The sequence below is a fragment of the Streptomyces sp. AK02-01A genome (assembly GCF_033795305.1).
Lineage (GTDB): Bacteria > Actinomycetota > Actinomycetes > Streptomycetales > Streptomycetaceae > Streptomyces.
Genome location: NZ_JARBAE010000010.1, coordinates 93,467 through 118,395, shown reverse-complemented (window position 1 = coordinate 118,395; position 24,929 = coordinate 93,467). Strand labels below are relative to the sequence as shown.

Genomic DNA, 24,929 nt, shown 5'->3' with positions numbered 1-24,929 from the left:
GAGACGCAGCAGGGCATGCACGCAGGCACGAGAAGAAGTGGGCTGATGTCCGAAATGAACGCAGGAAGCCGTACCAGGCTCAACCGGATGCCCGAGTGGAGCGCGCTGGGTAAACACCGTGAGCAGTTGGGAGCGACACATCTCCGGGAGCTGTTCGCCTCCGACGCGGGACGCGGCACCGGCTACACCCTCCGGGTGGGCGACCTCTACCTGGACTACTCCAAGCACCTGGTGACGGACGAGACGCTGGCGCTGCTGCGCGAGCTGGCCGCCGCCACCGGGGTGGCGGAGCTGCGGGACGCGATGTTCCGTGGCGAGAAGATCAACACCACCGAGGACCGCGCGGTACTGCACACCGCGCTGCGCGCCCCGCGTGACGCAGTCATCGAGGTGGACGGGCAGAACGTCGTGCCGGCGGTGCACGCCGTGCTCGACAGGATGAGCGCCTTCTCCGACAGGATCAGGTCCGGAGAGTGGACCGGTCACACCGGCCGGCCGATCAAGAACGTGGTCAATATCGGTATCGGCGGCTCCGACCTCGGACCCGCGATGGCGTACGAGGCGCTCCGGTCCTTCACCGACCGGGATCTGACGGTCCGTTTCGTCTCGAATGTCGACGGCGCCGACCTCCACGAGGCCGTGCGGGACCTCGACCCGGCCGAGACGCTGTTCATCATCGCCTCGAAGACCTTCACCACGATCGAGACCATCACCAACGCCACCTCTGCCCGTGACTGGCTGCTGAGCGGCCTCCAGGCCGGCCAGGAGGCCGTCGCCAAGCACTTCGTGGCTCTCTCCACGAACGCCGAGAAGGTCTCCGGATTCGGCATCGACACGGCCAACATGTTCGAGTTCTGGGACTGGGTCGGCGGGCGCTACTCGTTCGACTCGGCCATCGGGCTCTCGCTGATGATCGCGATCGGCCCCGCCAGGTTCCGCGAGATGCTCGACGGCTTCCACCTCGTCGACGAGCACTTCCGCACGGCGCCGCCGGAGGCCAACGCCCCGATACTGCTGGGCCTGCTGGGCGTCTGGTACGGATCGTTCTTCGACGCCCAGACGCACGCCGTCCTTCCGTACAGCCACTACCTGTCGAAGTTCACGGCATATCTCCAGCAGCTCGACATGGAGTCCAACGGCAAGTCCGTGGACCGGGACGGCGATCCGGTCGACTGGCAGACCGGGCCGGTGGTCTGGGGCACGCCGGGCACCAACGGGCAGCACGCCTACTACCAGTTGATCCACCAGGGCACCAAGGTCATCCCGGCCGACTTCATCGGCTTCGCCCGGCCCGTCGCCGGTCTGCGGCCCGGTCTGGCCGCACAGCACGACCTGCTCATGGCCAACTTCTTCGCTCAGACACAGGCGCTCGCGTTCGGCAAGACGCCCGAGGAGGTACGGGCCGAGGGAGTGGCCGAGCAACTGGTGCCGCACAAGACGTTCCGCGGCAACCACCCGACCACCACCATCCTCGCCGAGGAGCTCACGCCGTCCGTCCTGGGCCAGCTCATCGCGCTGTACGAGCACAAGGTGTTCGTCCAGGGCGCCGTCTGGAACATCGACTCCTTCGACCAGTGGGGCGTCGAGCTCGGCAAGGTCCTCGCCAAGAAGATCGAGCCGGTGCTCACCGGGGACGAGGCGGGCGAGCGGCTGGACAGCTCGACCTCGGCACTGGTCTCCACCTATCGCTCGCTGCGCGGTCGCTGAACCGATGGGTGACGGGGGACGACGGCTGCGACCGCCGAACAACACACTGGACAGACGCGCCATCGGCTGGTGGCGCGCGCAGTGGCTGCTGCTGACCGTCGTCCCCGTGGCGGTACTGGCCGTGCTGGGCGTGTTCATCGCCTCCGCGCGGCCGTGGCTCCTCATATCCGCCGCGGCCCTCGCGGTGCTCGGTCTGGCCTGTGCGGCGTTCGTGCCCGTGTGGTGGTTCAGGCTGCACCGGTGGGAGGTGACGGACGAGGCGGTCTATGTCCGCACCGGACTCCTGCGCCAGGAGTGGCGGATCGCGCCGATGTCCCGGATCCAGACCGTGGACACCGTGCGCGGTCCGCTGGAGCAGTTGTTCAGGCTGTCCACGGTGATAGTGACGACCGCGTCCGCCAAGGGCGCGGTGCACATCGAGGGGCTCGACCACGAGCTGGCCGCGGAGCTGGCCGAGCGGCTGACGCGGATCACCCGGGCCACCCCGGGCGATGCCACATGAGCGAGGAGACGGGCCCGCGGGAGCCCCTGGACGAAGGATGGCGGCGGCTCGACCGGCGGACCCTCCTCGTGACCGCGGCGGTCATGGCGGGCGTCGCCCTGAGCGCGAGCGTGCCGACCGCCATCGGCCTGGCGGGCGGCATGCCGCTGTGGAAGGCGACAGCCCTGGTGCTGGCCGGTGCGGCGCTGCTGATTGTCTGCGGCACGGGCGGCGACTACGTCCGATGGCGGCGCACCCGCTATCGCACAGGACCCGAGCGCGCCGAGCTCCACACGGGCCTGTTCCTGGTCAAGCGCCGTTCGCTGGCCCGCGAGCGGATCCGTACCGTCGATCTGACGGCCGACCCGCTGCTGCGCGTGCTCGGGCTGGTGAAGGTCCGCATAGGCACCGGTGAGCACTCCGGCGGCGAGTCCACGCTGGAACTCGACCCGGTCACCAGGGCCGAGGGCGAACGGCTTCGGACGGAGCTCCTCGACCACACGAACGACATGTCCGGAGGCGTGCACGAGGGCACGCTGGCGGTTCTGGACCCGGGCTGGATCCGGTACGCACCGATATCCTTTCTCGCTCCGCTGCTCGGAGGAGCGGCGGTGGGCGGGCTGTTGCAGGTCAGCGAGTGGTTCGGGGTACAGACGCGGGTGATCGACTGGATAGGTGACCGGCTGCGCGACACACCTCTCGGCTGGGCGGTCGTGATACTCGTGGCGGCGGCCGGGCTCGCCGGTGTCGTCGGCGCGCTGGGCCTGTGGATCGAGATGTGGTGGAACTACCGGCTGGAACGGGAGCCGGGCGGCACCCTGCGGGTCCGCCGCGGACTGTTCACCTCCCGCTCGGTCTCCGTCGAGGAGCGGCGGCTGCGCGGTGTGGAGCTGGTCGAGCCGCTCGGCGTCCGGCTGGTCGGCGCGGCCAGACTGGACGCGGTCGCGACCGGGCTCGTCCATGACGACGAGGACAAGCACGCCGACCACAGGAATCTGCTGCCCGCCGCGCCGCGCGCGGTGGCGGACGCGGTGGCCGCGCGGGTGCTGCGTGAATCCGCTTCGCCGACGCGGACGGCCCGCCTCACCGCGCACCCTCGCGCCGCCCGCGCCCGCCGGCTGCGCCGGGCCCTGGCCGCCGCGCTGCCGCCGGTCGTGATCCTTTCGGTCCTCGGCCTGCTGCTGCCCGACGGCCCGCCGGCCAGAGCTCTGCTGTACGCGGCGCTGGCGAGCGCCGTGATCCTGCCGCCGGCGGCCGTACTGCTCGCCCTTGACGCCTACCGCAACCTGGGCCATGGCCTCAGCGGCGCCTATCTGGTGGCCCGCTCGGGATCACTGCGGCGCACGACGGTCGCTCTCCAGCGCGCGGGCGTGATCGGCTGGACGGTCAGACAGTCGTACTTCCAGCGGCGGGCGGGCCTGCTGACACTGACGGCGACGACGGCCGCGGGCGAGGGCGCGTACCACGTCCATGACACGGCACAGGACGAGGGCCTCGCCTTCGCGGAAGAAGCGGTCCCCGGGCTGCTGAAGCCCTTCCTGGAGCCGAAGGACCGGTGGCCGACCGCGGCCCCGGAGAACGCGCACGGCCCGGAGACGCCCTGAAGGACGTGTCCGGGCCGCGGTGCGGGACCAGCGGGACGGCGTCAGGCCGACGCCGGCGGATAGAGGCCCCGGGGCAGGGCGGACGCCGCCGCGGCGTCCAGCAGCCACAGCGTGCGGCTGCGGCCGTGGGCGCCGGCCGCGGGAGCCTGGATCTCGCCCGCTCCCGACAGCGCGATCTCCGCGGCCTTCGCCTTGTCCTCGCCCGCCGCCAGCAGCCACACCTCCTGCGCCGCGCGGATCGCCGGCAGCGTGAGGGAGATACGCAGCGGCGGAGGCTTGGGCGCGCCGTGCACGGCGACCACCGTGCGTTCGGTCTCCCGTACGCCCGGATACTCCGGGAAGAGCGACGCGACATGGGTGTCCGGGCCGACGCCCAGCATCAGGACGTCGAAGCTGGGCACCGCCGCGTGGTCCTCGGGCCGGGCCGCCGCGGCGAGTTCCGTGGCGTACGCGGCGGCCGCGGCCTCCACGTCATTGCCGTACGGACCGTCCGAGGCCGGCATGGCGTGGACCCGCGACGGGTCCACCGGCACCGAATCGAGCAGCGCCTGCCGCGCCTGCGTGATGTTCCGCTCCGGGTCGCCGTCCGGCAGGAAGCGCTCGTCGCCCCACCACAGGTCCAGCCGCGACCAGTCGATCGCGTCCCGGGCCGGCGCCGACGACAGCGCGGCCAGCAGGCCGTTGCCGTTGCGTCCGCCCGTCAGGACCACCGACGCGGAGCCGCGAGCGGCCTGGGCGTCCACGATCTTCGTGATCAGCCGGGCCGCCGCGGCCTGCGCCATCAGCTCCTTGTCGCGGTGGACGACGAGTTGCGGAGCGGTCACTTCGTCGCCGCCTTCTTGGCGGGCGCCTTCTTCTGCACGGCCGCCGGTGCGTCGGCCGCCTTCGCGGGCTCCGCGGCGGGCGCCGGCTGCGACGCGTCGCCCAGCCGGTGCACACCGAACCGCAGCGCCGACGCGTAGATGTCGTCCGGGTCCAGCCGGCGCAGCTCCTCCGCGATCAGCTCGGAGGTCTCCCGCCGCTTCAGCGCCACCGCCCGGTCCGGCTGGCCCTCGATGGCGAGCGTCGCCAGCGAGCCGTCCGCCCGGCCCAGGCTGATCGGGCCGCAGGTGGTCTCCATCCGTACGGCCGTGAGACCAGGACCCGACGAGACCGCGCGCTTCACCGGCACATGCAGCCGGTCAGCGAGCCACATGGCGAGCAGCTCGACGCTCGGATTGGTCTCCTCGCCCTCCACCTCGACCGAGGTGACATCGCAGGACACCTGGTCCAGCGCGGCCGCGACCATCGAGCGCCACGGAGTGATCCGGGTCCAGGACAGATCCGTGTCACCCGGCACATATGTGCCGGCGCGGGCCGTCAGCTCCTCGACGGGATGCTCGGCGGCGTAGGTGTCCGTCACCCGTCGCTGGGCCAGCTTGCCCAGCGCGTCCTTGGCGGGGTCCACCGGCGCGTTGACCGGCCACCACACCACGACCGGTGCGTCGGGCAGCAGCAGCGGCAGTACCACGGACTGGGCATGGTCTATGACCTCGCCGTACAGCCGCAGGACGATCGTCTCGCCGGTACCGGCGTCCACGCCCACCCGCACCTCGGCGTCGAGGCGTGCCTTGGCCCGGTCGCGCGGCGAGCGGGAGACCCGCTTGACGACGACCAGCTTCCTCGACGGATGCTCACGGGACGCCTCGTTGGCGGCCTTGAGCGCGTCGTACGCGTTCTCCTCGTCGGTGACGAGGACCAGCGTGAGGACCATGCCGACGGCGGGGGTGCCGATCGCCCGGCGTCCCTGCACCAGCGCCTTGTTGATCTTGCTGGACGTGGTGTCCGTAAGGTCGATCTTCATGGCCGACGCCAGCTCCGTCCGTCTCGTGCGAGCATTTCGTCCGCCTCGGCCGGACCCCAGGTCCCGGACTCGTACTGCGCGGGCTTGCCGTGCTTGTCCCAGAACTCCTCGATCGGGTCGAGGATCTTCCAGGACAGCTCGACCTCCTCCACCCGCGGGAAGAGGTTCGAGTCGCCGAGCAGCACATCGAGGATGAGCCGCTCGTACGCCTCGGGGCTGGACTCCGTGAAGGATTCGCCGTACGCGAAGTCCATCGAGACGTCACGCACCTCCATCGAGGTGCCCGGCACCTTGGAGCCGAAGCGCATGGTCACGCCCTCGTCCGGCTGGACACGGATGACCAGGGCGTTCTGTCCCAGCTCCTCGGTGGCCGTGTGGTCGAAGGGAGAGTGCGGCGCGCGCTGGAAGACGACCGCGATCTCGGTGACCCGGCGGCCGAGCCGCTTGCCGGTACGGAGATAGAACGGGACGCCCGCCCAGCGGCGATTGTCGATCTCCAGCTTCACCGCGGCGTAGGTGTCGGTCTTCGACCTGGGGTCGATGCCCTCTTCCTGGAGATAGCCGACGGCCTTCTCGCCGCCCTGCCAGCCCGCCGCGTACTGCGCGCGCACCGTGTGCGCCGCGAGATCCTTGGGCAGCTTCACCGCGCCCAGCACCTTTGTCTTCTCCGCCGCGAGCGCGTCCGCGTCGAAGGAGGCGGGCTCCTCCATGGCGGTCAGCGCCAGCAACTGGAGCAGGTGGTTCTGGATCACGTCACGCGCGGCGCCGATGCCGTCGTAGTAGCCGGCCCGGCCGCCGATGCCGATGTCCTCGGCCATGGTGATCTGTACGTGGTCGACATACGACCGGTTCCAGATCGGCTCGAAGAGGGTGTTGGCGAACCGCAGCGCCAGAATGTTCTGGACGGTCTCCTTGCCCAGGTAGTGGTCGATCCGGAAGACCTCGTTGGACGGGAAGACCTCGTGGACGACCTTGTTGAGGTCCTGCGCGGAAGCCAGGTCGTGGCCGAACGGCTTCTCGATGACCGCGCGGCGCCAGGACCCCTCCCGCTGGTCGGCCAGCCCGTGCTTCTTGAGCTGCTGGACGACCTGCGGAAAGAACTTCGGCGGTACGGAGAGATAGAACGCGAAGTTGCCGCCGGTTCCCTGCGACTTGTCGAGATCCTCGATCGTCGACTTCAGGTTCTCGAACGCCTCGTCGTCGTCGAAGTCGCCCTGGACGAAGCGCATCCCCTGGATGAGCTGCTGCCAGACCTCTTCGCGGAACGGCGTACGGGCGTGCTCCTTGACCGCGTCGTGGACCTCCTGCGCGAAGTCCTCGTCCTGCCATTCGCGGCGTGCGAAACCGACGAGCGAGAAGCCCGGCGGCAGCAGGCCGCGGTTGGCCAGGTCATAGATCGCAGGCATCAGCTTTTTGCGGGACAAATCGCCCGTGACGCCAAAGATGACCAGGCCCGACGGCCCCGCGATACGCGGGAGCCGTCGGTCCGCGGCGTCACGGAGCGGGTTCGCTCCGTGGGTTGCGGTCAGGGTTCAGCCCTCCGAAGGGGCGAGGCGCTTGAGCTCCGCCTCGGTCGACTTGAGCAGATCGGTCCAGGCCGCCTCGAACTTCTCGACGCCCTCGTCCTCCAGGAGCTGGACGACCTCGTCGTACGAGATTCCGAGCTTCTCCACGGCTTCGAGGTCGGCGCGTGCCTGGTCGTATGTGCCGCGCACGGTGTCGCCGCTGATCGTGCCCTGGGCCGCGGTGGCGTCGAGGGTGGCCTCCGGCATGGTGTTCACCGTGTTGGGAGCGACCAGCTCCTCCACGTACATCGTGGCCTTGTACGCCGGGTCCTTCACGCCGGTCGAGGCCCACAGCGGACGCTGCTTGTTGGCCTGCGCCCGGTCCAGGACCGCCCAGCGGTCCGTGGAGAAGACCTCTTCGTACGCCTCGTACGCGAGACGCGCGTTGGCCAGGGCCGCCTTGCCGCGGGCCTCCTTGGCCTCGGGCGTGCCCAGCGCGTCGAGCCGCTTGTCGATCTCGGTGTCCACGCGGGACACGAAGAAGGACGCCACCGAGTGGATCTTGGAGAGGTCGAGGCCGGCGGCCTTCGCCTTCTCCAGACCGGTGACGTACGCCTCCATGACCTCGCGGTAGCGCTCCAGCGAGAAGATCAGCGTGACATTGACGCTGATGCCCCGGGCGATGGTCTCGGTGATCGCGGGCAGACCGGCCTTGGTCGCCGGGATCTTGATGAGCGTGTTCGGGCGGTCCACCAGCCAGGCGAGCTGCTTGGCCTCGGCGATGGTCGCCCCGGTGTTGTGCGCCAGGCGCGGGTCGACCTCGATGGAGACCCGGCCGTCCTGGCCCTGCGTCGCGTCGAAGACGGGCCGCAGGATGTCGGCGGCGTCACGTACGTCCGCCGTCGTGATCATGCGGATGGCTTCTTCGACGGTGACCTTGCGGGCGGCGAGATCGATGAGCTGGCTGTCGTAGCCGTCGCCCTGCGAGATCGCCTTCTGGAAGATCGACGGGTTGGTCGTCACGCCCACCACGTGCTGCTGCTCGATCAGTTCGGCGAGATTGCCGGACGTGATCCGCTTGCGCGACAGGTCGTCGAGCCAGATCGCGACGCCTTCGTCGGAGAGGCGCTTGAGTGCGTCTGTCATGAGGATTGCATCTCCTACAGTTCGTATAACAGCGTCAGCGCGCTGACGCCGCAAGAGATTCCCGCGCGGCGGCGGCCACTGCGTCAGCAGTGAAGCCGAACTCGCGGAAGAGGACCTTGCCGTCCGCCGAAGCGCCGAAGTGCTCCAGCGAAACGATGCGCCCTGCCTCACCCACGAAGCGGTGCCAGGTGAGCCCGATTCCGGCCTCGACCGCCACCCGCGCCTTCACGGACGGCGGCAGCACCGAGTCCCGGTACCCCTGGTCCTGCTCCTCGAACCACTCGACCGACGGCATCGAGACGACCCGCGTCGCGATCCCCGCGGCCTGGAGCTGCTCACGCGCCTCCACGGCGAGCTGCACCTCGGAGCCCGTGCCGATCAGCACGACCTGCGGGTCGCCGCCGTCGGCCTCGAAGAGCACGTAACCACCCTTGGCGGCATCGTCGTTGGCCTCGTAGGTCGGCACACCCTGACGGGTCAGGGCCAGACCGTGCGGGGCGCCCTTGGCGTGCCGCTTGAGGATCTCGCGCCAGGCGATCGCCGTCTCATTGGCGTCGGCCGGGCGGACGATGTTCAGACCCGGGATGGCACGCAGCACCGAGAGGTGCTCGACCGGCTGATGGGTCGGACCGTCCTCGCCGAGACCGATGGAGTCGTGCGTCCATACATAGGTGACGGGCACCTGCATCAGCGCCGCGAGCCGGACGGCCGGACGCATGTAGTCGGAGAACACCAGGAAAGTGCCGCCGTAGATACGGGTGTTGCCGTGCAGCGCGATGCCGTTCATCGTCGAACCCATGGCGTGCTCGCGGATGCCGTAGTGCACCGTGCGGCCGTACGGGTCCGCACCCGGCAGCGGGTTGCCCACCGGAAGGAACGACGACGTCTTGTCGATGGTGGTGTTGTTCGATCCCGCGAGGTCGGCGGAGCCGCCCCACAGCTCGGGGATGATCTCGCCGAGCGCCTGGAGCACCTTGCCGGACGCGGCGCGGGTCGCGACGGACTTGCCGGTCTCGAAGGCGGGGAGCTTGTCCTCCCAGCCGGTGGGCAGCTCGCCCGCCCTGACCCGGTCGAACGTGGCCGCGCGCTCGGGGTTGGCCGTACGCCACGCGGCGAAGGTCTTCTCCCAGTCGGCGCGCGTCTCACGGCCGCGGTCGAGCGCCTCACGCGTGTGCGCCAGGACCTCGTCGGCGACGTCGAAGGACTTCTCCGGGTCGAAGCCGAGGACCCGCTTGGTGGCGGCGACCTCGTCCGCGCCGAGCGCCGAGCCGTGCGCGGCCTCGGTGTTCTGGGCGTGCGGGGCCGGCCAGGCGATGATCGAGCGGGCCGCGATGAAGGACGGACGCCCGGTCTCCGCCTGCGCCGCCTTCAGCGCGCGGTACAGACCGGCCGGGTCCAGGTCGCCGCTGGGAAGCTGCTCGACGCGCTGGACGTGCCAGCCGTACGCCTCGTACCGCTTGAGGGTGTCCTCGGAGACCGCGGTCTCCGTGTCGCCCTCGATGGAGATGTGGTTGTCGTCCCACAGCAGAACCAGGTTGCCCAGCTTCTGGTGGCCGGCCAGCGAGGACGCCTCGGCCGAGATGCCCTCCTGGAGGCAGCCGTCGCCGGCGATCGTCCAGATGGTGTGGTCGAACGGCGAGGTGCCGGGCGCCGCGTCCGGGTCGTACAGACCGCGCTCGTAACGGGCGGCCATCGCCATGCCCACGGCGTTCGCGACGCCCTGGCCGAGCGGTCCGGTGGTGGTCTCCACACCGACGGTGTGTCCGTGCTCCGGGTGGCCGGGGGTCTTCGAACCCCAGGTGCGGAAGGACTCCAGATCGGGCAGCTCCAGGCCGTAGCCGGCCAGATAGAGCTGGGTGTAGAGAGTCAGGGACGAGTGGCCAGCCGAGAGAATGAAACGGTCGCGGCCGGTCCACTGCGGGTCGCTGGGGTCGTGCCTCATGAGCTTCTGGAAAAGCACATAAGCGGCGGGGGCCAGGCTCATGGCCGTACCCGGATGGCCGTTGCCGACCTTCTGTACGGAATCCATGGCCAGGACGCGAGCGGTGTCAACCGCCCGGCTGTCCAATTCGGTCCACTCAAGGTCTGTGGTGGTCGGCTTGGTGCTCACCCTGAGTCAGGGCTCCTCTCCACATGTCGAATCCCGGTGTCTGTGTGCGCACCGGTTCGTTGTCGAGCCTACCCTCGCAGCAACGCCCGTCTTTTCCGGTGCCCGGCGGTAATAAACCAGGCACTGCCAGGGTGCAGCGCGGGCGTGAACTTCGCCTCCCGAGGGGCGCGGGACCGTACCGGGAGGGCGCTCAACACGACCCCACCCCCGCGAAGGACGACATATGGGCAACGTCTAGAGTGGCGTGGTACGCGCAAGTCCTTACCGGTGTTTCACGCCCGTGGCTTGCTGGGATTTCTCTGTCAGGGGTGTGCGTGACGGCCGTCGAGTCCCGACCCGCAGGGGTCGTCTTGACTCCGAGCCCGGGGGGCCATCGGCCGTTCGGGGCCCGCGTCAAGGCGTTCGTGGCGCTGACCAAGCCGCGGATCATCGAGCTGCTGCTCATCACCACCGTCCCGGTGATGTTCCTGGCCGCGCGGAGCGTGCCGGATCTGTGGCTGGTGCTCATCACCTGTGTCGGTGGTTATCTCTCCGCCGGCGGTGCGAACGCGCTGAACATGTACATCGACCGTGACATCGACGCCCTGATGGACCGTACGTCACAGCGTCCACTGGTCACGGGAATGGTCTCGCCGCGTGAGGCGCTGGTCTTCGGCCTCACGCTGACCGTGGTCTCGACGCTCTGGTTCGGACTGCTGGTCAACTGGCTGTCCGCGGCCCTCGCGCTGGGCGCGCTCCTCTTCTATGTGGTCGTCTACACACTGATCCTCAAGCGGCGTACCTCCCAGAACATCGTCTGGGGCGGTATCGCGGGCTGTATGCCGGTACTGATCGGCTGGTCGGCGGTCACCAACTCGATGTCCTGGGCCCCGGTCGTTCTCTTCCTCGTCATGTTCTTCTGGACGCCGCCGCACTACTGGCCGCTGTCGATGAAGGTGAAGGAGGACTACGCGCGGGTAGGCGTTCCCATGCTTCCCGTCGTCGCCTCCAATCGAGTGGTGGCCCGCCAGATCGTCCTCTACAGCTGGGTGATGGTCCTCGTCTCGCTGTTGCTGACGCCGTTGGGCTACACCGGCTGGTTCTACACCGCGGTGGCGCTGGTGGCCGGCGGATGGTGGCTCTGGGAGGCGCACGGACTCCAGTCGCGCGCCAAGGCCGGCGAGGCGGGCGGCAAGCTCAAGGAGATGCGGCTGTTCCACTGGTCCATCACCTATGTGTCACTGCTCTTCGTGGCGGTGGCGGTGGATCCCTTCCTGCGCTGACAGCTTTCTCTTCATTTCATTCCGCTTCATATCCGTTTCATCCGTGACGGGCGGGGCGCGTGGCACAGGCCACGCGGCCCGCCCGTCGCCGGTTCGTCTACCCGTCGGTAGCATCCAGGGCATGGCAGAGATCCAGCAGCAGGTGGACGAGAACGACCGGCACGACGAGAGCGACCGGCGCCCGGAGCACGACAGGGCCGGCGCACGGCGGGAAGCGCGCGCCGAGCGCGGGGCCGTCCGGCTGGCCAAGCGGATCGCGGCCTTCGCCAGGCGGCACGGCGGCGCGGAGGGTCATCTTGAGTACGTCGGACGGGCGGGCACTCGCATCGTGCTCGTCGGCGAGGACGGCGACTGGGGCGACCTGGTCGCTCCCACGCACACCGTCGCGAAGAGCGCCGCGGAGAAAGCGGGCCTGACTCTGCACGAGTCCTTCGACGGGGAGTTCGCGGCCAAGGTGCGGACCGGCCCGTACGAGTGGAAGCGGATGGCCGGTATCCAGGTCGGTGGCCGCGCCAACGGCTGAGGCGCGCCGGCGTCCGCCGCCACGCGCTGTCAGACGGCTGAGAGCGCCGGATCCGACTGGGCGGGGATCTCGGCCGTGGTCACCGGACGCTCGCGCAGGCTCATCGCCAGCCGCAGCACGGCGATCCACACCAGGCAGGAGCCGAACATATGGGCTCCGACCAGGACTTCGGGAAGGCCGGTGAAGAACTGCACATAGCCGATACCGCCCTGGGCGAGCAGGACCAGCAGCAGATCACGGGCGCGCGCCCGGGTGTCGACAGGAGCGTCCACCACCCTCAGCACCAGCCACATCGCGACGGCCAGCGCGCAGACGATCCAGGCGAACACCGCGTGCACATGAGCGGCGGTGGACCAGTCGAACGGCATCCGGGGCACATCGCTGCTGTCGCCCGCGTGCGGGCCCGAGCCCGTCACCGTGGTGCCCGCGGCGATCAGCACCACCGACGCCACGACCAGCGCCCAGGACAGCTTGCGCACCGGACGCGGCACGCGCGGGCGGGCGGCGCCGTCGCCCTCACGGGCGCGCAGCCAGGTCAGGGTGGTGACGGTCAGCAGTGCGGAGGCGAGCAGGAAGTGTCCTGCCACCGTCCACGGGTTGAGCCCCGCCCACACCGTGATTCCGCCGAGCACCGCGTTGCCCATCACGATCCAGAACTGCGACCACGCGAGCCGGGTCAGCCCGCGCCGCCAGGGCTTGGTGGACCGCGCGGCGACGATCGCCCAGCCGACGGCCGCGCACAGGACGTACGTCAGCATCCGGTTGCCGAACTCGATGGCGCCGTGCAGTCCCTGCGCCGGTGTGGCGAAGAGGCTGTCGTCCGTGCACTTGGGCCAGGTGTCGCAGCCGAGACCGGAGCCGGTCAGCCGGACCGCGCCGCCGGTGACGACGATCACCACGCTCATCAGGACGGCGCCGAGCGCGGCGCGCCGGAGCGTACGGGGCGAAGGCGTCCAGCGCCGGGCGACAAGGGCGAGGGGGGTCAACACGGCAACCATCGTAGGCGGGAGCTTGTGCGGGTTTTCACGAGGGGTACGTATGCCGCGTCCGTGCTCATCCGCTCACTCCCGTCACTCCCAGCGGAAGAACGCGCCTGCCGCGCCGAGGCCCACCGCGGCCCAGACGGCGAGGATCCCGAGGTCGCTCCAGGGCGTTCCGGCGCCGTGCTGGAGCACGTCCCGCAGACCGTCCGAGAGCGCCGAGATCGGCAGCAGCCCGAGCACCTCCCGCGCCGCGTCCGGGAACTTCTCCAGCGGAACGATCACACCGCCGCCCACCAGCAGCAGCAGGAAGACCAGATTCGCGGCGGCCAGGGTCGCCTCGGCCCGCAGAGTCCCGGCCATCAGCAGACCGAGCCCGGAGAAGGCCGCGGTGCCGAGTACGAGCAGCAGCAGCACCGCGAGCGGGTTTCCGTGCGGCGACCAGCCGAGTATGAGAGCGATCACGGCGAGCAGCACGATCTGGAGGACCTCGGTGACCAGCACGGAGAGGGTCTTGGCGGTCATCAGGGCCCAGCGCGGCAGCGGTGAGGCGGCGAGCCGCTTGAGCACGCCGTACCGCCGCTCGAAACCGGTGGCGATGGCCTGGCCGGTGAACGCCGTGGACATCACCGCCAGCGCGAGGACGCCGGGCGCCAGGAAGTCCACGGCCTCGCCCGCGCCGGTGTCGACGACGTCCACGGTCGAGAACAGCACCAGCAGCAGGGACGGAATGATCACCGTCAGCAGAAGCTGCTCGCCGTTGCGCAGCAGCAGCTTCGTCTCGAACGCGCTCTGCGCGGCGATCATGCGGAGCAGTGGTGCCGCGCCGGGCGCCGGAGCGTAGATGCCGGTGCTCATGAACGCAGCTCCTTGCCGGTCAGTTCGAGGAAGACGTCCTCCAGCGTGTGCCGCTCCACGGAGATCCCGTCGGCCAGCACACCGTGCTGCGCGCACCAGGACGCCACCGTGGCCAGGAGCTGCGGATCGACCGCGCCGCTGATCCGGTACGACCCGGGCGTCAGCTCGGCGGCCGCGGTGCCGTCGGGCAGTGCCTTCAGCAGTGAGCCGAGATCGAGGCCGGGCCGTCCGGTGAAGCGCAGCGTGTTCTCCGCGCCTCCGCGGCACAGCTCCTCGGGACTGCCCTGGGCGATGGCCCGGCCCGCGTCGATGATCACGACATCGTCGGCCAGGGTCTCGGCCTCGTCCATGAAGTGCGTGGTCAGCACCACTCCGACGCCGTCGGCGCGCAGCTCGCGGACCAGATCCCAGGTGGAGCGGCGGGCCTGCGGGTCGAGCCCGGCGGTCGGCTCGTCCAGGAAGACCAGCTCCGGGCGGCCGACGACGGCGAGGGCCAGCGCGAGCCGCTGCTGCTGGCCGCCGGAGAGCCGCCGGTAGGTGGTACGGCCGCAGCCGCCGAGGCCGAGGCGTTCGATCAGGGCGTCCACATCGAGCGGTCGCGCGTGCAGCCGGGCCATGTGGCGGAGCATCTCGTCGGCGCGCGCACCGGAGTACACGCCGCCGGACTGGAGCATCACGCCGATGCGCGGGCGGAGCCGGGCGGCGTCGGCGACCGGGTCGAGACCGAGCACGCGCACGGTGCCGGCGTCGGTCCTGCGGTAGCCCTCGCAGATCTCGACCGTGGTGGTCTTGCCGGCGCCGTTGGGACCGAGCACGGCGGTGACCGTCCCGGCGCGGACCGTCAGATCGAGACCGTCCACCGCGGTCCTGGCGCCGTATCGCTTGACGAGGCCCCGGACCTCGACGACCGGTTCTCCGGAGGTCCGGCCCGCGGCCGAGCCGCTGTCGGGCAGAGAACCACCCGGGGAGACGCTGTACATGCGGGGAAGTTTAGGCAGGTTCGCCAGGCCCCGGGTGCACCGGGGCGAAGTAGACGGCCCAAGGCCGAAGGCGCTCTTCTTAGGTAACCCTTAGTGACAAACGGCACCGCGGCCCGGCCCGGACACGGTTGTCAGGGCCGGGGGAATTACGCAACAATGGCGTTGTGAAATACGTTGGCGAGGCTCCGCAGGAGGAACTCGCGACCGGCGAGCACTCCACTCGCAACCGGATCGCGCGCTCCATCCTGGACCACGGCCCGTCCACGGTCTCCGAGCTGGCGGGGCGCCTCGGACTCACCCAGGCGGCCGTCCGCCGCCATCTCGACGCCCTCACCGCCGACTCCGTGGTGGAATCACGTGACCAGCGAGTCTACGGTTCGCGCGGCCGAGGCCGGCCCGCCAAGGTGTTCGCCCTGACCGACTGCGGCCGGGACGCCTTCGACCAGTCCTACGACAAGCTGGCCGCCGATGCCCTCCAGTGGATCGCCCGTGCGGCCGGCGGCGGAGCCCGTGGCGAGGCGGCCGTCGCCGCCTTCGCCCGCGCCCGGATCGCCGGCCAGGCCGAGGGCTACCGCGAGGCGGTCGAGGCGGCGGAGCCCGAGAAGCGTACCGAGGCGCTCGCCAGGGCGCTGAGCACCGACGGGTACGCCGCCGCGGCGCGCGGCGCGCCCAACGGCCAGGGCGAGCAGCTCTGCCAGCACCACTGCCCGGTCGCGCATGTCGCCGAGCAGTTCCCGCAGCTCTGCGAGGCGGAGACGGAATTCTTCTCCCAACTGCTCGGGACCCATGTGCAGCGGCTGGCCACCATCGCTCACGGTGACGGGGTCTGCACGACCTTCATTCCCCGCGCCACATCACAGACCACCCATCACGCATCTGAACGCACAGCCGGGAGGAACCCCGCATGACGCTCCCCACGGAGACTGCCCATCCTGAGCTTGAGGGTCTGGGCACGTACGAATTCGGCTGGGCCGACTCCGACGCGGCCGGCGCCGCGGCCAAGCGCGGTCTTTCCGAGGCTGTCGTCCGCGACATCTCGGAGAAGAAGAACGAGCCGGAGTGGATGCTGAAGCTGCGGCTCAAGGGCCTGCGCCTGTTCGACAAGAAGCCCATGCCCAACTGGGGCTCCGATCTGTCGGGCATCGACTTCGACAACATCAAGTACTTCGTGCGCTCCACCGAGAAGCAGGCGGCTTCCTGGGACGAGCTGCCCGAGGACATCAAGAACACGTACGACAAGCTCGGCATCCCCGAGGCGGAGAAGCAGCGCCTTGTCGCCGGTGTCGCGGCCCAGTACGAGTCGGAGGTCGTCTACCACCAGATCCGTGAGGACCTGGAGGAGCAGGGCGTCATCTTCCTGGACACGGACACCGCGCTCAAGGAGCACCCGGAGCTGTTCCAGGAGTACTTCGGCACGGTCATCCCGGTCGGCGACAACAAGTTCGCCTCGCTGAACTCGGCCGTGTGGTCCGGCGGATCGTTCATCTATGTGCCGAAGGGTGTGCGCGTCGACATCCCGCTCCAGGCCTACTTCCGTATCAACACGGAGAACATGGGCCAGTTCGAGCGGACGCTGATCATCGTCGACGAGGACGCCTACGTCCACTACGTCGAAGGCTGCACCGCGCCGGTCTACTCCTCGGACTCGCTGCACAGCGCCGTGGTCGAGATCATCGTCAAGAAGGGCGCGCGCTGCCGCTACACGACCATCCAGAACTGGTCGAACAACGTCTACAACCTGGTCACCAAGCGTGCCGTGGCGTACGAGGGCGCGACCATGGAGTGGGTCGACGGCAACATCGGCTCCAAGGTCACCATGAAGTACCCGGCCGTCTACCTGATGGGCGAGCACGCCAGGGGCGAGACCCTGTCCATCGCCTTCGCGGGCGAGGGCCAGCACCAGGACGCCGGCGCCAAGATGGTCCACATGGCACCGCACACCTCGTCGAACATCGTCTCCAAGTCGGTGGCGCGCGGTGGCGGCCGTACCTCGTACCGCGGTCTGATCGAGATCGGCGAGGGCGCCGAGGGCTCCAAGTCCAATGTGCTCTGTGACGCGCTGCTGGTCGACACGATCTCCCGCTCCGACACATACCCGTACGTGGACGTCCGCGAGGACGACGTGTCCATGGGCCATGAGGCGACCGTCTCCAAGGTCTCCGAGGACCAGCTCTTCTATCTGATGAGCCGCGGTCTCTCCGAGTTCGAGGCGATGGCGATGATCGTGCGTGGCTTCGTCGAGCCGATCGCCAAGGAACTGCCCATGGAGTACGCGCTGGAGCTCAACCGGCTGATCGAGCTGCAGATGGAAGGCTCCGTCGGCTAGCTGCCGTGCCGGACGTTCCGGACCCACGAAGACCGGACGGACAGGGCCTGGCCCGGACCGATCCCGGGCCCGACGCGCCGTCCCGCGGCAGCGACCGATTTCTTACGCAGAGGCAGAGAGAGAGCACGACGACAGCCATGGCTGAGGCTCAGAACATTCCGGCGGGCTCCACGACCGCCGGATCGATCGCGGTGGCCGCCGAGTCCACCGTCGCCACGCGCATGAGCGCGCCCCCGTCCTTCGACGTCGCGGACTTCCCGGTCCCGCACGGCCGCGAGGAGGAGTGGCGGTTCACGCCGCTGGAGCGGCTGCGCGGACTGCACGACGGCACCGCCGTCGCGACGGACGGCAGCGTCACGGTCGAGGTGACCGCGCCCGAGGGCGTCGTCGTCGAGACCGTCGGCCGTGACGACGCGCGGATCGGCAGGGCCGGTACGCCGGTGGACCGGATCGCCGCCCAGGCGTACTCCTCGTTCGAGAAGGCCTCGGTCGTCTCGGTGCCGAAGGAGACCGTGCTCGGCGAGCCGATCCGGATCGCCGTCCATGGGGAAGGGGGCACCGCCTATGCGCACCAGGTCATCGAGATCGGAGCCTTCGCCGAGGCGGTCGTCGTCATCGACCACACCGGTGACGCCGTGGTCGCCGGCAATGTCGACTACCTCATCGGCGACGGCGCCAAGCTGACCGTCGTGTCCGTCCAGGACTGGGACGACAAGGCCGTCCATGTCGCCCAGCACAACGCGCTGGTCGGCCGCGACGCCTCCTTCAAGTCGATCGTCGTCACCTTCGGCGGCGATGTCGTGCGGCTCCACCCGCGCGTGCGGTACGCGGGCCCCGGTGGCGAGGCCGAGCTGCTCGGTCTGTACTTCACCGACCGCGGTCAGCACCAGGAGCACCGTCTCCTGGTCGACCACAACGCCCCGCACTGCAAGTCCAACGCCGCCTACAAGGGCGCGCTCCAGGGCACCGACGCGCACGCCGTCTGGATCGGTGACGTCGTGATCCGCGCCAGCGCCGAGGGCACCGACACCTACGAGATGAACCGCAACCTGGTCCTCACGGACGGCGCGCGGGTCGACTCCGTGCCGAACCTGGAGATCGAGACCGGTGAGATCGCCGGCGCCGGCCATGCCTCGGCCACCGGCCGGTTCGACGACGAGCAGCTCTTCTATCTGATGGCCCGCGGTATCCCGGAGACCGAGGCCCGCCGGCTGGTCGTCCGCGGCTTCTTCGCCGAGCTGGTCCAGCGGATCGGGCTGCCCGACCTTGAGGAGCGCCTGCTGGCCAAGATCGAGGCGGAGCTGGAGACCGTGTCATGAGCGGCCCGGTGGACTTCGTCCGTGTCTGCGCGCTGGACGAGCTGGAGGAGGGCACCCCGAAGCGGGTGGAACTCGACGGCACGCCGGTCTCCGTGGTCCGCACCGAGGGCGAGGTGTTCGCGATCAATGACATCTGCTCGCACGCCAACGTGTCGCTGTCGGAGGGCGAGGTGGAGGACTGCATGATCGAATGCTGGCTGCACGGTTCCAGTTTCGACCTCCGGACCGGCAAGCCGTCCGGCCTTCCCGCGACGCGCCCCGTGCCCGTATACCCCGTAAAGATCGAAGGGGACGATGTGCTCGTCTCCGTCACCCAGGAGTCCTGAGTCACCCATGGCAACGCTTGAAATCCACGACCTGCACGTCTCCGTCGAAGCCGAGGGCGGCCCCCGCGAGATCCTCAAGGGCGTCGACCTCACCGTCAGGCAGGGCGAGACGCACGCCATCATGGGCCCCAACGGCTCCGGCAAGTCGACCCTCGCGTACTCGCTCGCGGGCCACCCCAAGTACACGATCACCGGTGGCACCGTGACGCTGGACGGCGAGGACGTCCTGGCGATGACCGTAGACGAGCGCGCCCGCGCCGGCCTCTTCCTCGCGATGCAGTATCCGGTCGAGGTGCCCGGTGTCTCCGTCTCCAACTTCCTGCGCACCTCCGCCACCGCCGTGCGCGGCGAGGCCCCGAAGCTGCGTACCTGGGTGAAGGAGGTCAAGGAGACCATGGAGCGTCTCCAGATGGACGCGTCCTTCGCCGAGCGCAATCTGAACGAGGGCTTCTCCGGCGGTGAGAAGAAGCGTCACGAGATCCTTCAGCTCGAACTGCTCAAGCCCAGGATCGCGATCCTCGACGAGACCGACTCCGGTCTTGACGTCGACGCGCTGCGGATCGTCTCCGAGGGCGTCAACCGTGTCCGCGACACCGGCGAGGTCGGCACGCTGCTGATCACGCACTACACGCGGATTCTCCGTTACATCAAGCCCGACTTCGTGCATGTCTTCGCACAGGGCCGCATCGCCGAGTCCGGCGGCGCGGAGCTCGCGGACAAGCTGGAGAACGAGGGCTACGAGGCATATGCGAAGGGTGGCGTTACGGCGTGACACAGCTGCCGGGCCTTCTCACAGCATCGGATCGACTGCTCGACGAGGCGATCCGCAAGGATTTCCCGATCCTCGACCGAGTCATCCATGACGGCAAGAAGCTCGTGTACCTGGACTCCGCAGCGACCTCGCAGAAGCCGCGCCAGGTGCTCGACGTCCTGAATGAGTACTACGAGCAACACAACGCGAACGTCCATCGCGGTGTGTACACCATCGCCGAGGAGGCCACGGCGCTGTACGAGGGCGCCCGTGACAAGGTCGCCGCCTTCATCAACGCTCCGAGCCGCGACGAGGTGATCTTCACCAAGAACGCCTCCGAGTCGCTGAACCTCGTGGCCAACATGCTCGGCTGGGCCGACGAGCCCTACCGGGTGGACCACGAGACCGAGATCGTCATCACGGAGATGGAGCACCACTCCAACATCGTGCCGTGGCAGCTCCTCTCGCAGCGCACGGGCGCGAAGCTGAAGTGGTTCGGCATCACCGACGACGGCCGGCTGGACCTCTCCAACATCGACGAGATCATCACCGAGAAGACGAAGATCGTCTCCTTTGTGCTGGTCTCCAACATCCTCGGCACGCACAACCCGGTCGAGGCGATCATCCGGCGTGCGCAGGAGGTCGGTGCGCTGGTCTGCATCGACGCCTCGCAGGCAGCCCCGCACATGACGCTCGACGTGCAGGCGCTGCAGGCCGACTTCGTGGCCTTCACCGGCCACAAGATGGTCGGACCGACGGGCATCGGCGTGCTCTGGGGCCGCCAGGAGCTGCTGGAGGACCTGCCTCCGTTCCTCGGCGGCGGCGAGATGATCGAGACCGTGTCGATGCACTCCTCGACCTACGCGCCGGCACCGCACAAGTTCGAGGCAGGCACGCCGCCGATCGCCCAGGCGGTCGGTCTCGGCGCGGCCGTGGACTACCTCAGCGCGATCGGCATGGACCGGATCGCCGCGCACGAGCAGGCGATCACCGAGTACGCCGTGAAGCGTCTGCTGGATGTCCCGGACCTGCGGATCATCGGTCCCGCGACGGCCGAGGACCGCGGCGCCACGATTTCCTTCACACTCGGCGACATCCACCCGCACGATGTGGGGCAGGTGCTGGACGAGCAGGGCATAGCGGTCCGGGTCGGCCACCACTGCGCGCGGCCGGTGTGCCTCCGGTACGGAATTCCCGCGACCACGCGAGCGTCTTTCTATCTGTACTCCACTCCGGCCGAGGTCGACGCTCTGGTCGAAGGGCTGGAGCATGTCCGTAACTTCTTCGGATGAGGGACGACTGACCCGTGAAGCTCGATTCGATGTACCAGGACGTCATCCTGGACCACTACAAGCACCCGCACGGGCGCGGTCTGCGGGACGGCGACGCCGAGGTGCACCATGTCAATCCGACCTGTGGTGACGAGATCACACTGCGGGTGCGGTACGAGGGCTCCCGGATCGCGGATGTCTCGTACGAGGGCCAGGGCTGCTCGATCAGCCAGGCCAGCGCATCCGTACTGAACGAGCTCCTGGTCGGCAAGGAGCTGGCCGAGGCGCGGAAGATCCAGGGCACCTTCCTGGAGCTGATGCAGTCCAAAGGGCAGATCGAGCCGGACGACGCGATGGAGGAGGTGCTGGAGGACGCGGTCGCGTTCGTCGGCGTCTCCAAGTACCCGGCGCGTGTGAAGTGCGCGCTGCTGAGCTGGATGGCGTGGAAGGACGCGACAGCCCAGGCTCTGGGCGACAGCGCGACGAAGGAGACAGCATGAGCGAGAACGAGACCGTGACCATGAAGCCGGCCTCGGAGGACGAGGTCCGCGAGGCGCTGTACGACGTCGTCGACCCGGAGCTGGGCATCGATGTCGTCAACCTCGGCCTGATCTACGGCATTCACATCGACGACTCCAACACCGCCACCCTGGACATGACCCTGACGTCCGCGGCCTGTCCGCTGACCGATGTGATCGAGGACCAGGCGAAGGCGGCGACGGACGGCATCGTCAACGAACTCAAGATCAACTGGGTCTGGATGCCGCCGTGGGGTCCTGACAAGATCACGGACGACGGCCGCGAGCAGTTGCGCGCGCTGGGCTTCAACGTCTGAGCGGACACGTCCGAGGGCTCCACGACCGTTTCCGGCCGTGGGGCCCTTTCGTGTGGCACGCGCGGCAAGGCCGGTGTGTACAGCCGTACGCATCGATACGTACACTCGTACACATGGGATATGGACTGCTGGCCGCGGCGATAGCGGCGGAGGTGGCCGGCACGACGGCCATGAAGTACAGCGAGGGCTTCACCAGACTCTGGCCCTCGCTGGGCACCGTCGCCGGTTATCTGCTCGCCTTCACGCTGCTCGCGCAGACACTGAAGACCCTCTCCGTGGGCACCGCCTACGCGATCTGGGCGGGCACCGGCACGGCGGCCATCGCCGTCATCGGCATCCTCTTCATGGGCGAGTCGGCCGGCCTGGTCAAACTGGCCGGCATCGTCCTGGTGATCGCGGGTGTCATCGTGCTCAATCTCGGAGGAGCCCACTGATGACCCGCCGTTACGACCCCGAGCGGCGCCAGCGCATCATCGACGCCGCGCTCCGGGTGGTCGGGCGCGGCGGTATCGCGGGGCTGAGCCACCGCACCGTCGCCGCCGAGGCCGATGTGCCGCTCGGCTCGACCACCTACCACTTCGCCTCCCTGGACGAACTGCTCGTCGCCGCGCTCCGGCAGGCCAACGAGGGCTTCGCGACCGCCGTACGGGAGAGCGGCGCCCTCGCCGACCCGCGGTGCGATGTCGCCGGAGAGCTGGCCCGGCTCACCGGGGAGTGGCTCGCCGGTGACCGCGTCGGCGTCGAGCTGGAGTACGAGCTGTATCTCGCGGCCCTGCGACGGCCCGCGCTGCGCCCGGTCGCCGCGGAGTGGTGCGCCGCGATGGCCGAAACGCTGTCCCGGCGCACCGACCCCGACACGGCGCGGGCGCTGGTCGCGCTGCTGGACGGGATCTGTCTGCGGGTGCTCCTCACGGACGCGGCGTACGATCCCGGCCACACGCGCGAGATGCTGGCGCGGCTGATTCCATGAGCGGACCCGTCGGCGGCCGTCGTCGCGCCGGTCGTGAGGCGCGCCGCCTTCCGGTGACCGTCCGGGCTGAGCTGGGCCGACGCGTACGCCCGTCACCTGAGACCGGTTCGCCCGGGGAGCGTCCGGCCCGTTAAATTCTGTGCATGACCGACACGACTTCTCCCCGCACCACCGGCGCCGTCGCCGCCGGCCTCGCCACCTTCTCCGCGGACGGCACCGTCCTCGACACCTGGTTCCCGGCGCCCGAGCTCTCCGCCGAGCCCGGCCCCGCCGGTACCGAGCGGCTCTCCGCCGAGCGTGCCGTGGAACTGCTCGGAGAGGGCGCGGCCAAGGCGATCGGGCCCGACGCCCGCCGCGCGGTCGAGGTCGTCGCCGTCCGTACGGTCATCGCCTCGCTCGACGACAAGCCGATGGACGCGCACGACGCGTATCTGCGCCTGCACCTGCTCAGCCACCGTCTGGTCAAGCCGCACGGCCAGAGCCTCGAAGGCGTCTTCGGGCTGCTCGCCAATGTCGCCTGGACCTCGCTCGGCCCTGTCGCCGTCGACGGACTGGAGACGGTGCGGCTCAACGCCCGCGCCGAGGGCCTGCACCTTCAGGTGACCTCGATCGACAAGTTCCCGCGGATGACCGACTACGTCGCACCGAAGGGTGTCCGGATCGCGGACGCCGACCGGGTACGTCTCGGCGCGCATCTCGCCGAGGGCACGACCGTGATGCACGAGGGCTTCGTCAACTTCAACGCCGGCACCCTCGGCACCTCGATGGTGGAGGGCCGGATCTCGGCGGGTGTCGTCATCGGCAACGGCTCCGACATCGGTGGCGGCGCCTCCACCATGGGCACTCTCTCCGGCGGCGGCACGGAGCGCATCGTCATCGGCGAGCGCTGTCTGATCGGCGCAGAGGCGGGCGTCGGCATCGCGCTCGGCGACGAGTGTGTTGTCGAGGCCGGTCTGTATGTCACGGCCGGTACGCGTGTGTCACTGCCCGACGGTCAGATCGTCAAGGCGCGTGAGCTGTCCGGCGCGAGCAATATCCTCTTCCGCCGCAACTCGGTCACCGGCGCCGTCGAGGCCCGCCCGAACAACGCGGTGTGGGGCGGCCTCAACGACGTGCTGCACAGTCACAACTGACCTGCGGCGCCCGCGAGTTCTCCGTACGCCTTCAGCGGCCCGCCGGCCGGCTCCCGGCCGGCGGGCCGCGCCTCTCGCCGGGCCCTCGCGGGCGCGCGCCGGCGGTACCGGTGGGCGTGCGTCCGCGTTCGCGTATCGCCGTCGGCCGCCGGAGGAGACGGCTCCGGCCGCGCCGGTGGAACGCGGAGATCTGCCTCCGGTGAGTGACGGAGCGCCCGGCGACAGCGTGCCGGAGGGGGCTTCGGGGTAACCGAGGCCGGACTGTCAGTGGGTGCTGGTCCAATGAGGGACGTGGAAGGCATGGAGATCATGGACACCGAGAACGCCGACCCGGGGGAACTCGACGCGCTGCGCGCGGCCTTCCCGCCGGAGCGCTGTCTGCCGCCGCTGGGATGGGACGCGGTGCGCGCCTTCGAGCGCGAGCACGGGATCGTCCTGCCCGAGCCGTACCGCACACTGGTCGCCGAGATCTGCGACGGCTGCGGCGACGGACCCGCCGATGTCGACGGCCTGATACCCGTGGCGGCGCTGCCCGCCGACTGGGGCCCCGACCAGGGGCAGCGGGTGCTGTCGGAGCCCTTTCCGCTGACCGAGGCATGGGTGTGGGAGGACGACCCGCGGCCGTACGAGGAGATCGAGCCGCTCATCGACGAGGTCTGCAACCACGGAAGCGTGGTGCTGGGCACGGACGGTTGCGGTATGTACTGGCACCTTGTCGTCACCGGTGCGGACCGGGGCCGGATCTGGAACATCAGCGATGTGGGCGCGGCGCCGTTCGGAGTGGCGTTCGGCCGGAGCGCGGCGGAAGAGGGTTTCGCCGGCTGGGTGAGCCACTGGGCCACCACGCGTCGGCCGTGGTTCGACATCGTGGTGTGAGGTCGTGGACCGGCGAGCGGACCGGCCGGTGTCGGTGCTGACGAGGGCCGTTCGGCGCGCGCGATCCGCCGGCCGGCCACATGACGTGTCAGGAGCCACCGGACGTACGTTCCTTGACGAGTA

At 69.5% G+C, this 24,929-nt stretch carries 25 protein-coding genes; 17 read left to right on the top strand and 8 right to left on the bottom strand.

The genetic code is table 11. From position 1 onward, the window contains the following. The first annotated feature begins 54 nt into the window (after nucleotides 1-54). Genes pgi through PV679_RS13105 form a run of 3 tightly spaced genes read left to right on the top strand, consistent with a single transcriptional unit; the run spans nucleotide 55 to nucleotide 3,792 of the window. The gene (pgi, locus tag PV679_RS13115) at nucleotides 55-1,707 is read left to right on the top strand and encodes a glucose-6-phosphate isomerase (protein ID WP_319680392.1); all 1,653 of its coding nucleotides are present in this window, start codon (nucleotides 55-57) and stop codon (nucleotides 1,705-1,707) included. A 4-nt stretch (nucleotides 1,708-1,711) separates the two neighbouring features. Next, nucleotides 1,712-2,209: a PH domain-containing protein gene (locus PV679_RS13110; protein WP_319680338.1), complete on the top strand. Its 498-nt coding sequence runs from the start codon at nucleotides 1,712-1,714 to the stop codon at nucleotides 2,207-2,209. Beyond that, nucleotides 2,206-3,792, top strand: a complete 1,587-nt coding sequence (locus PV679_RS13105; protein WP_319680337.1) for a PH domain-containing protein — start codon at nucleotides 2,206-2,208, stop codon at nucleotides 3,790-3,792. The genes PV679_RS13110 and PV679_RS13105 overlap by 4 nt, the downstream gene beginning before the upstream one ends. A gap of 41 nt (nucleotides 3,793-3,833) precedes the next feature. On the opposite strand, the gene pgl is transcribed toward PV679_RS13105, so the two are convergent. Genes pgl through tkt form a run of 5 tightly spaced genes read right to left on the bottom strand, consistent with a single transcriptional unit; the run spans nucleotide 3,834 to nucleotide 10,396 of the window. Next, entirely contained in the window at nucleotides 3,834-4,616 is a 783-nt protein-coding gene (pgl, locus tag PV679_RS13100; protein WP_416069710.1) for a 6-phosphogluconolactonase, read from the bottom strand. Then, nucleotides 4,613-5,635: a glucose-6-phosphate dehydrogenase assembly protein OpcA gene (gene opcA, locus PV679_RS13095; protein ID WP_319680336.1), complete on the bottom strand. Its 1,023-nt coding sequence runs from the start codon at nucleotides 5,633-5,635 to the stop codon at nucleotides 4,613-4,615. The genes pgl and opcA overlap by 4 nt, the downstream gene beginning before the upstream one ends. Beyond that, a complete protein-coding gene (gene zwf, locus PV679_RS13090) occupies nucleotides 5,632-7,164 on the bottom strand; it encodes a glucose-6-phosphate dehydrogenase (RefSeq protein ID WP_319680390.1) in 1,533 nt (510 codons plus the stop codon). Before zwf ends, opcA begins: the two co-directional genes overlap by 4 nt. Before the next feature lie 3 nt (nucleotides 7,165-7,167). Beyond that, nucleotides 7,168-8,286: a transaldolase gene (tal, locus tag PV679_RS13085; RefSeq protein WP_319680335.1), complete on the bottom strand. Its 1,119-nt coding sequence runs from the start codon at nucleotides 8,284-8,286 to the stop codon at nucleotides 7,168-7,170. A gap of 34 nt (nucleotides 8,287-8,320) precedes the next feature. Then, nucleotides 8,321-10,396 (bottom strand): transketolase, encoded by a 2,076-nt coding sequence (tkt, locus tag PV679_RS13080; protein WP_319680334.1) that lies wholly within the window; start codon nucleotides 10,394-10,396, stop codon nucleotides 8,321-8,323. Between the two features lie 308 nt (nucleotides 10,397-10,704). On the opposite strand from tkt, the gene PV679_RS13075 reads away from it, so the two are divergent. Together PV679_RS13075 and PV679_RS13070 are read left to right on the top strand one after the other, a co-directional pair. Next, nucleotides 10,705-11,658 carry a heme o synthase gene (locus PV679_RS13075; protein WP_319680333.1) on the top strand — a complete coding sequence of 318 codons (954 nt, stop codon included), beginning with the start codon at nucleotides 10,705-10,707 and terminating at the stop codon, nucleotides 11,656-11,658. Nucleotides 11,659-11,779: 121 nt separating this feature from the next. Continuing rightward, entirely contained in the window at nucleotides 11,780-12,181 is a 402-nt protein-coding gene (locus PV679_RS13070) for a hypothetical protein (protein ID WP_319680332.1), read from the top strand. Between the two features lie 29 nt (nucleotides 12,182-12,210). Here PV679_RS13070 and PV679_RS13065 read toward each other — a convergent pair whose 3' ends face one another. The 3 genes from PV679_RS13065 to PV679_RS13055 form a co-directional block, all read right to left on the bottom strand. After that, complete coding sequence (locus PV679_RS13065; protein WP_319680331.1) at nucleotides 12,211-13,179, bottom strand: COX15/CtaA family protein; 969 nt, start codon at nucleotides 13,177-13,179, stop codon at nucleotides 12,211-12,213. Between the two features lie 72 nt (nucleotides 13,180-13,251). Then, nucleotides 13,252-14,019, bottom strand: coding sequence for an ABC transporter permease (locus tag PV679_RS13060; RefSeq protein ID WP_319680330.1), 768 nt, complete (start codon nucleotides 14,017-14,019; stop codon nucleotides 13,252-13,254). After that, a complete protein-coding gene (locus PV679_RS13055) occupies nucleotides 14,016-14,999 on the bottom strand; it encodes an ABC transporter ATP-binding protein (protein WP_319680329.1) in 984 nt (327 codons plus the stop codon). The genes PV679_RS13060 and PV679_RS13055 overlap by 4 nt, the downstream gene beginning before the upstream one ends. Nucleotides 15,000-15,163: 164 nt before the next feature. On the opposite strand from PV679_RS13055, the gene PV679_RS13050 reads away from it, so the two are divergent. The 12 genes from PV679_RS13050 (at nucleotide 15,164) to PV679_RS12995 (ending at nucleotide 24,806) form a co-directional block, all read left to right on the top strand. Continuing rightward, nucleotides 15,164-15,907 carry a helix-turn-helix transcriptional regulator gene (locus tag PV679_RS13050; RefSeq protein ID WP_319680328.1) on the top strand — a complete coding sequence of 248 codons (744 nt, stop codon included), beginning with the start codon at nucleotides 15,164-15,166 and terminating at the stop codon, nucleotides 15,905-15,907. Beyond that, nucleotides 15,904-17,325 carry a Fe-S cluster assembly protein SufB gene (gene sufB / locus PV679_RS13045; RefSeq protein ID WP_319680327.1) on the top strand — a complete coding sequence of 474 codons (1,422 nt, stop codon included), beginning with the start codon at nucleotides 15,904-15,906 and terminating at the stop codon, nucleotides 17,323-17,325. Before PV679_RS13050 ends, sufB begins: the two co-directional genes overlap by 4 nt. Nucleotides 17,326-17,462: 137 nt before the next feature. Next, the gene (sufD, locus tag PV679_RS13040) at nucleotides 17,463-18,644 is read left to right on the top strand and encodes a Fe-S cluster assembly protein SufD (protein WP_319680326.1); all 1,182 of its coding nucleotides are present in this window, start codon (nucleotides 17,463-17,465) and stop codon (nucleotides 18,642-18,644) included. 8 nt (nucleotides 18,645-18,652) lie between these two features. Next, nucleotides 18,653-18,970 (top strand): bifunctional 3-phenylpropionate/cinnamic acid dioxygenase ferredoxin subunit, encoded by a 318-nt coding sequence (locus PV679_RS13035; RefSeq protein WP_319680389.1) that lies wholly within the window; start codon nucleotides 18,653-18,655, stop codon nucleotides 18,968-18,970. A gap of 7 nt (nucleotides 18,971-18,977) precedes the next feature. After that, on the top strand, nucleotides 18,978-19,742 hold the full coding sequence (gene sufC, locus PV679_RS13030) for a Fe-S cluster assembly ATPase SufC (protein WP_319680325.1): 765 nt from the start codon (nucleotides 18,978-18,980) through the stop codon (nucleotides 19,740-19,742). Next, nucleotides 19,739-21,013 carry a cysteine desulfurase gene (locus tag PV679_RS13025; RefSeq protein WP_319680324.1) on the top strand — a complete coding sequence of 425 codons (1,275 nt, stop codon included), beginning with the start codon at nucleotides 19,739-19,741 and terminating at the stop codon, nucleotides 21,011-21,013. The genes sufC and PV679_RS13025 overlap by 4 nt, the downstream gene beginning before the upstream one ends. Before the next feature lie 14 nt (nucleotides 21,014-21,027). Then, nucleotides 21,028-21,492 carry a Fe-S cluster assembly sulfur transfer protein SufU gene (gene sufU, locus PV679_RS13020; RefSeq protein ID WP_319680323.1) on the top strand — a complete coding sequence of 155 codons (465 nt, stop codon included), beginning with the start codon at nucleotides 21,028-21,030 and terminating at the stop codon, nucleotides 21,490-21,492. Continuing rightward, on the top strand, nucleotides 21,489-21,827 hold the full coding sequence (locus PV679_RS13015) for a metal-sulfur cluster assembly factor (protein ID WP_319680322.1): 339 nt from the start codon (nucleotides 21,489-21,491) through the stop codon (nucleotides 21,825-21,827). Before sufU ends, PV679_RS13015 begins: the two co-directional genes overlap by 4 nt. A 113-nt stretch (nucleotides 21,828-21,940) precedes the next feature. Next, nucleotides 21,941-22,261, top strand: a complete 321-nt coding sequence (locus tag PV679_RS13010) for a multidrug efflux SMR transporter (RefSeq protein WP_319680321.1) — start codon at nucleotides 21,941-21,943, stop codon at nucleotides 22,259-22,261. After that, on the top strand, nucleotides 22,261-22,797 hold the full coding sequence (locus PV679_RS13005) for a TetR/AcrR family transcriptional regulator (RefSeq protein ID WP_319680320.1): 537 nt from the start codon (nucleotides 22,261-22,263) through the stop codon (nucleotides 22,795-22,797). The genes PV679_RS13010 and PV679_RS13005 overlap by 1 nt, the downstream gene beginning before the upstream one ends. 143 nt (nucleotides 22,798-22,940) lie before the next feature. Continuing rightward, the gene (gene dapD / locus PV679_RS13000) at nucleotides 22,941-23,930 is read left to right on the top strand and encodes a 2,3,4,5-tetrahydropyridine-2,6-dicarboxylate N-succinyltransferase (protein WP_319680319.1); all 990 of its coding nucleotides are present in this window, start codon (nucleotides 22,941-22,943) and stop codon (nucleotides 23,928-23,930) included. 282 nt (nucleotides 23,931-24,212) lie between these two features. Beyond that, nucleotides 24,213-24,806, top strand: coding sequence for an SMI1/KNR4 family protein (locus PV679_RS12995; RefSeq protein WP_319680318.1), 594 nt, complete (start codon nucleotides 24,213-24,215; stop codon nucleotides 24,804-24,806). Nucleotides 24,807-24,929 lie beyond the last annotated feature (123 nt).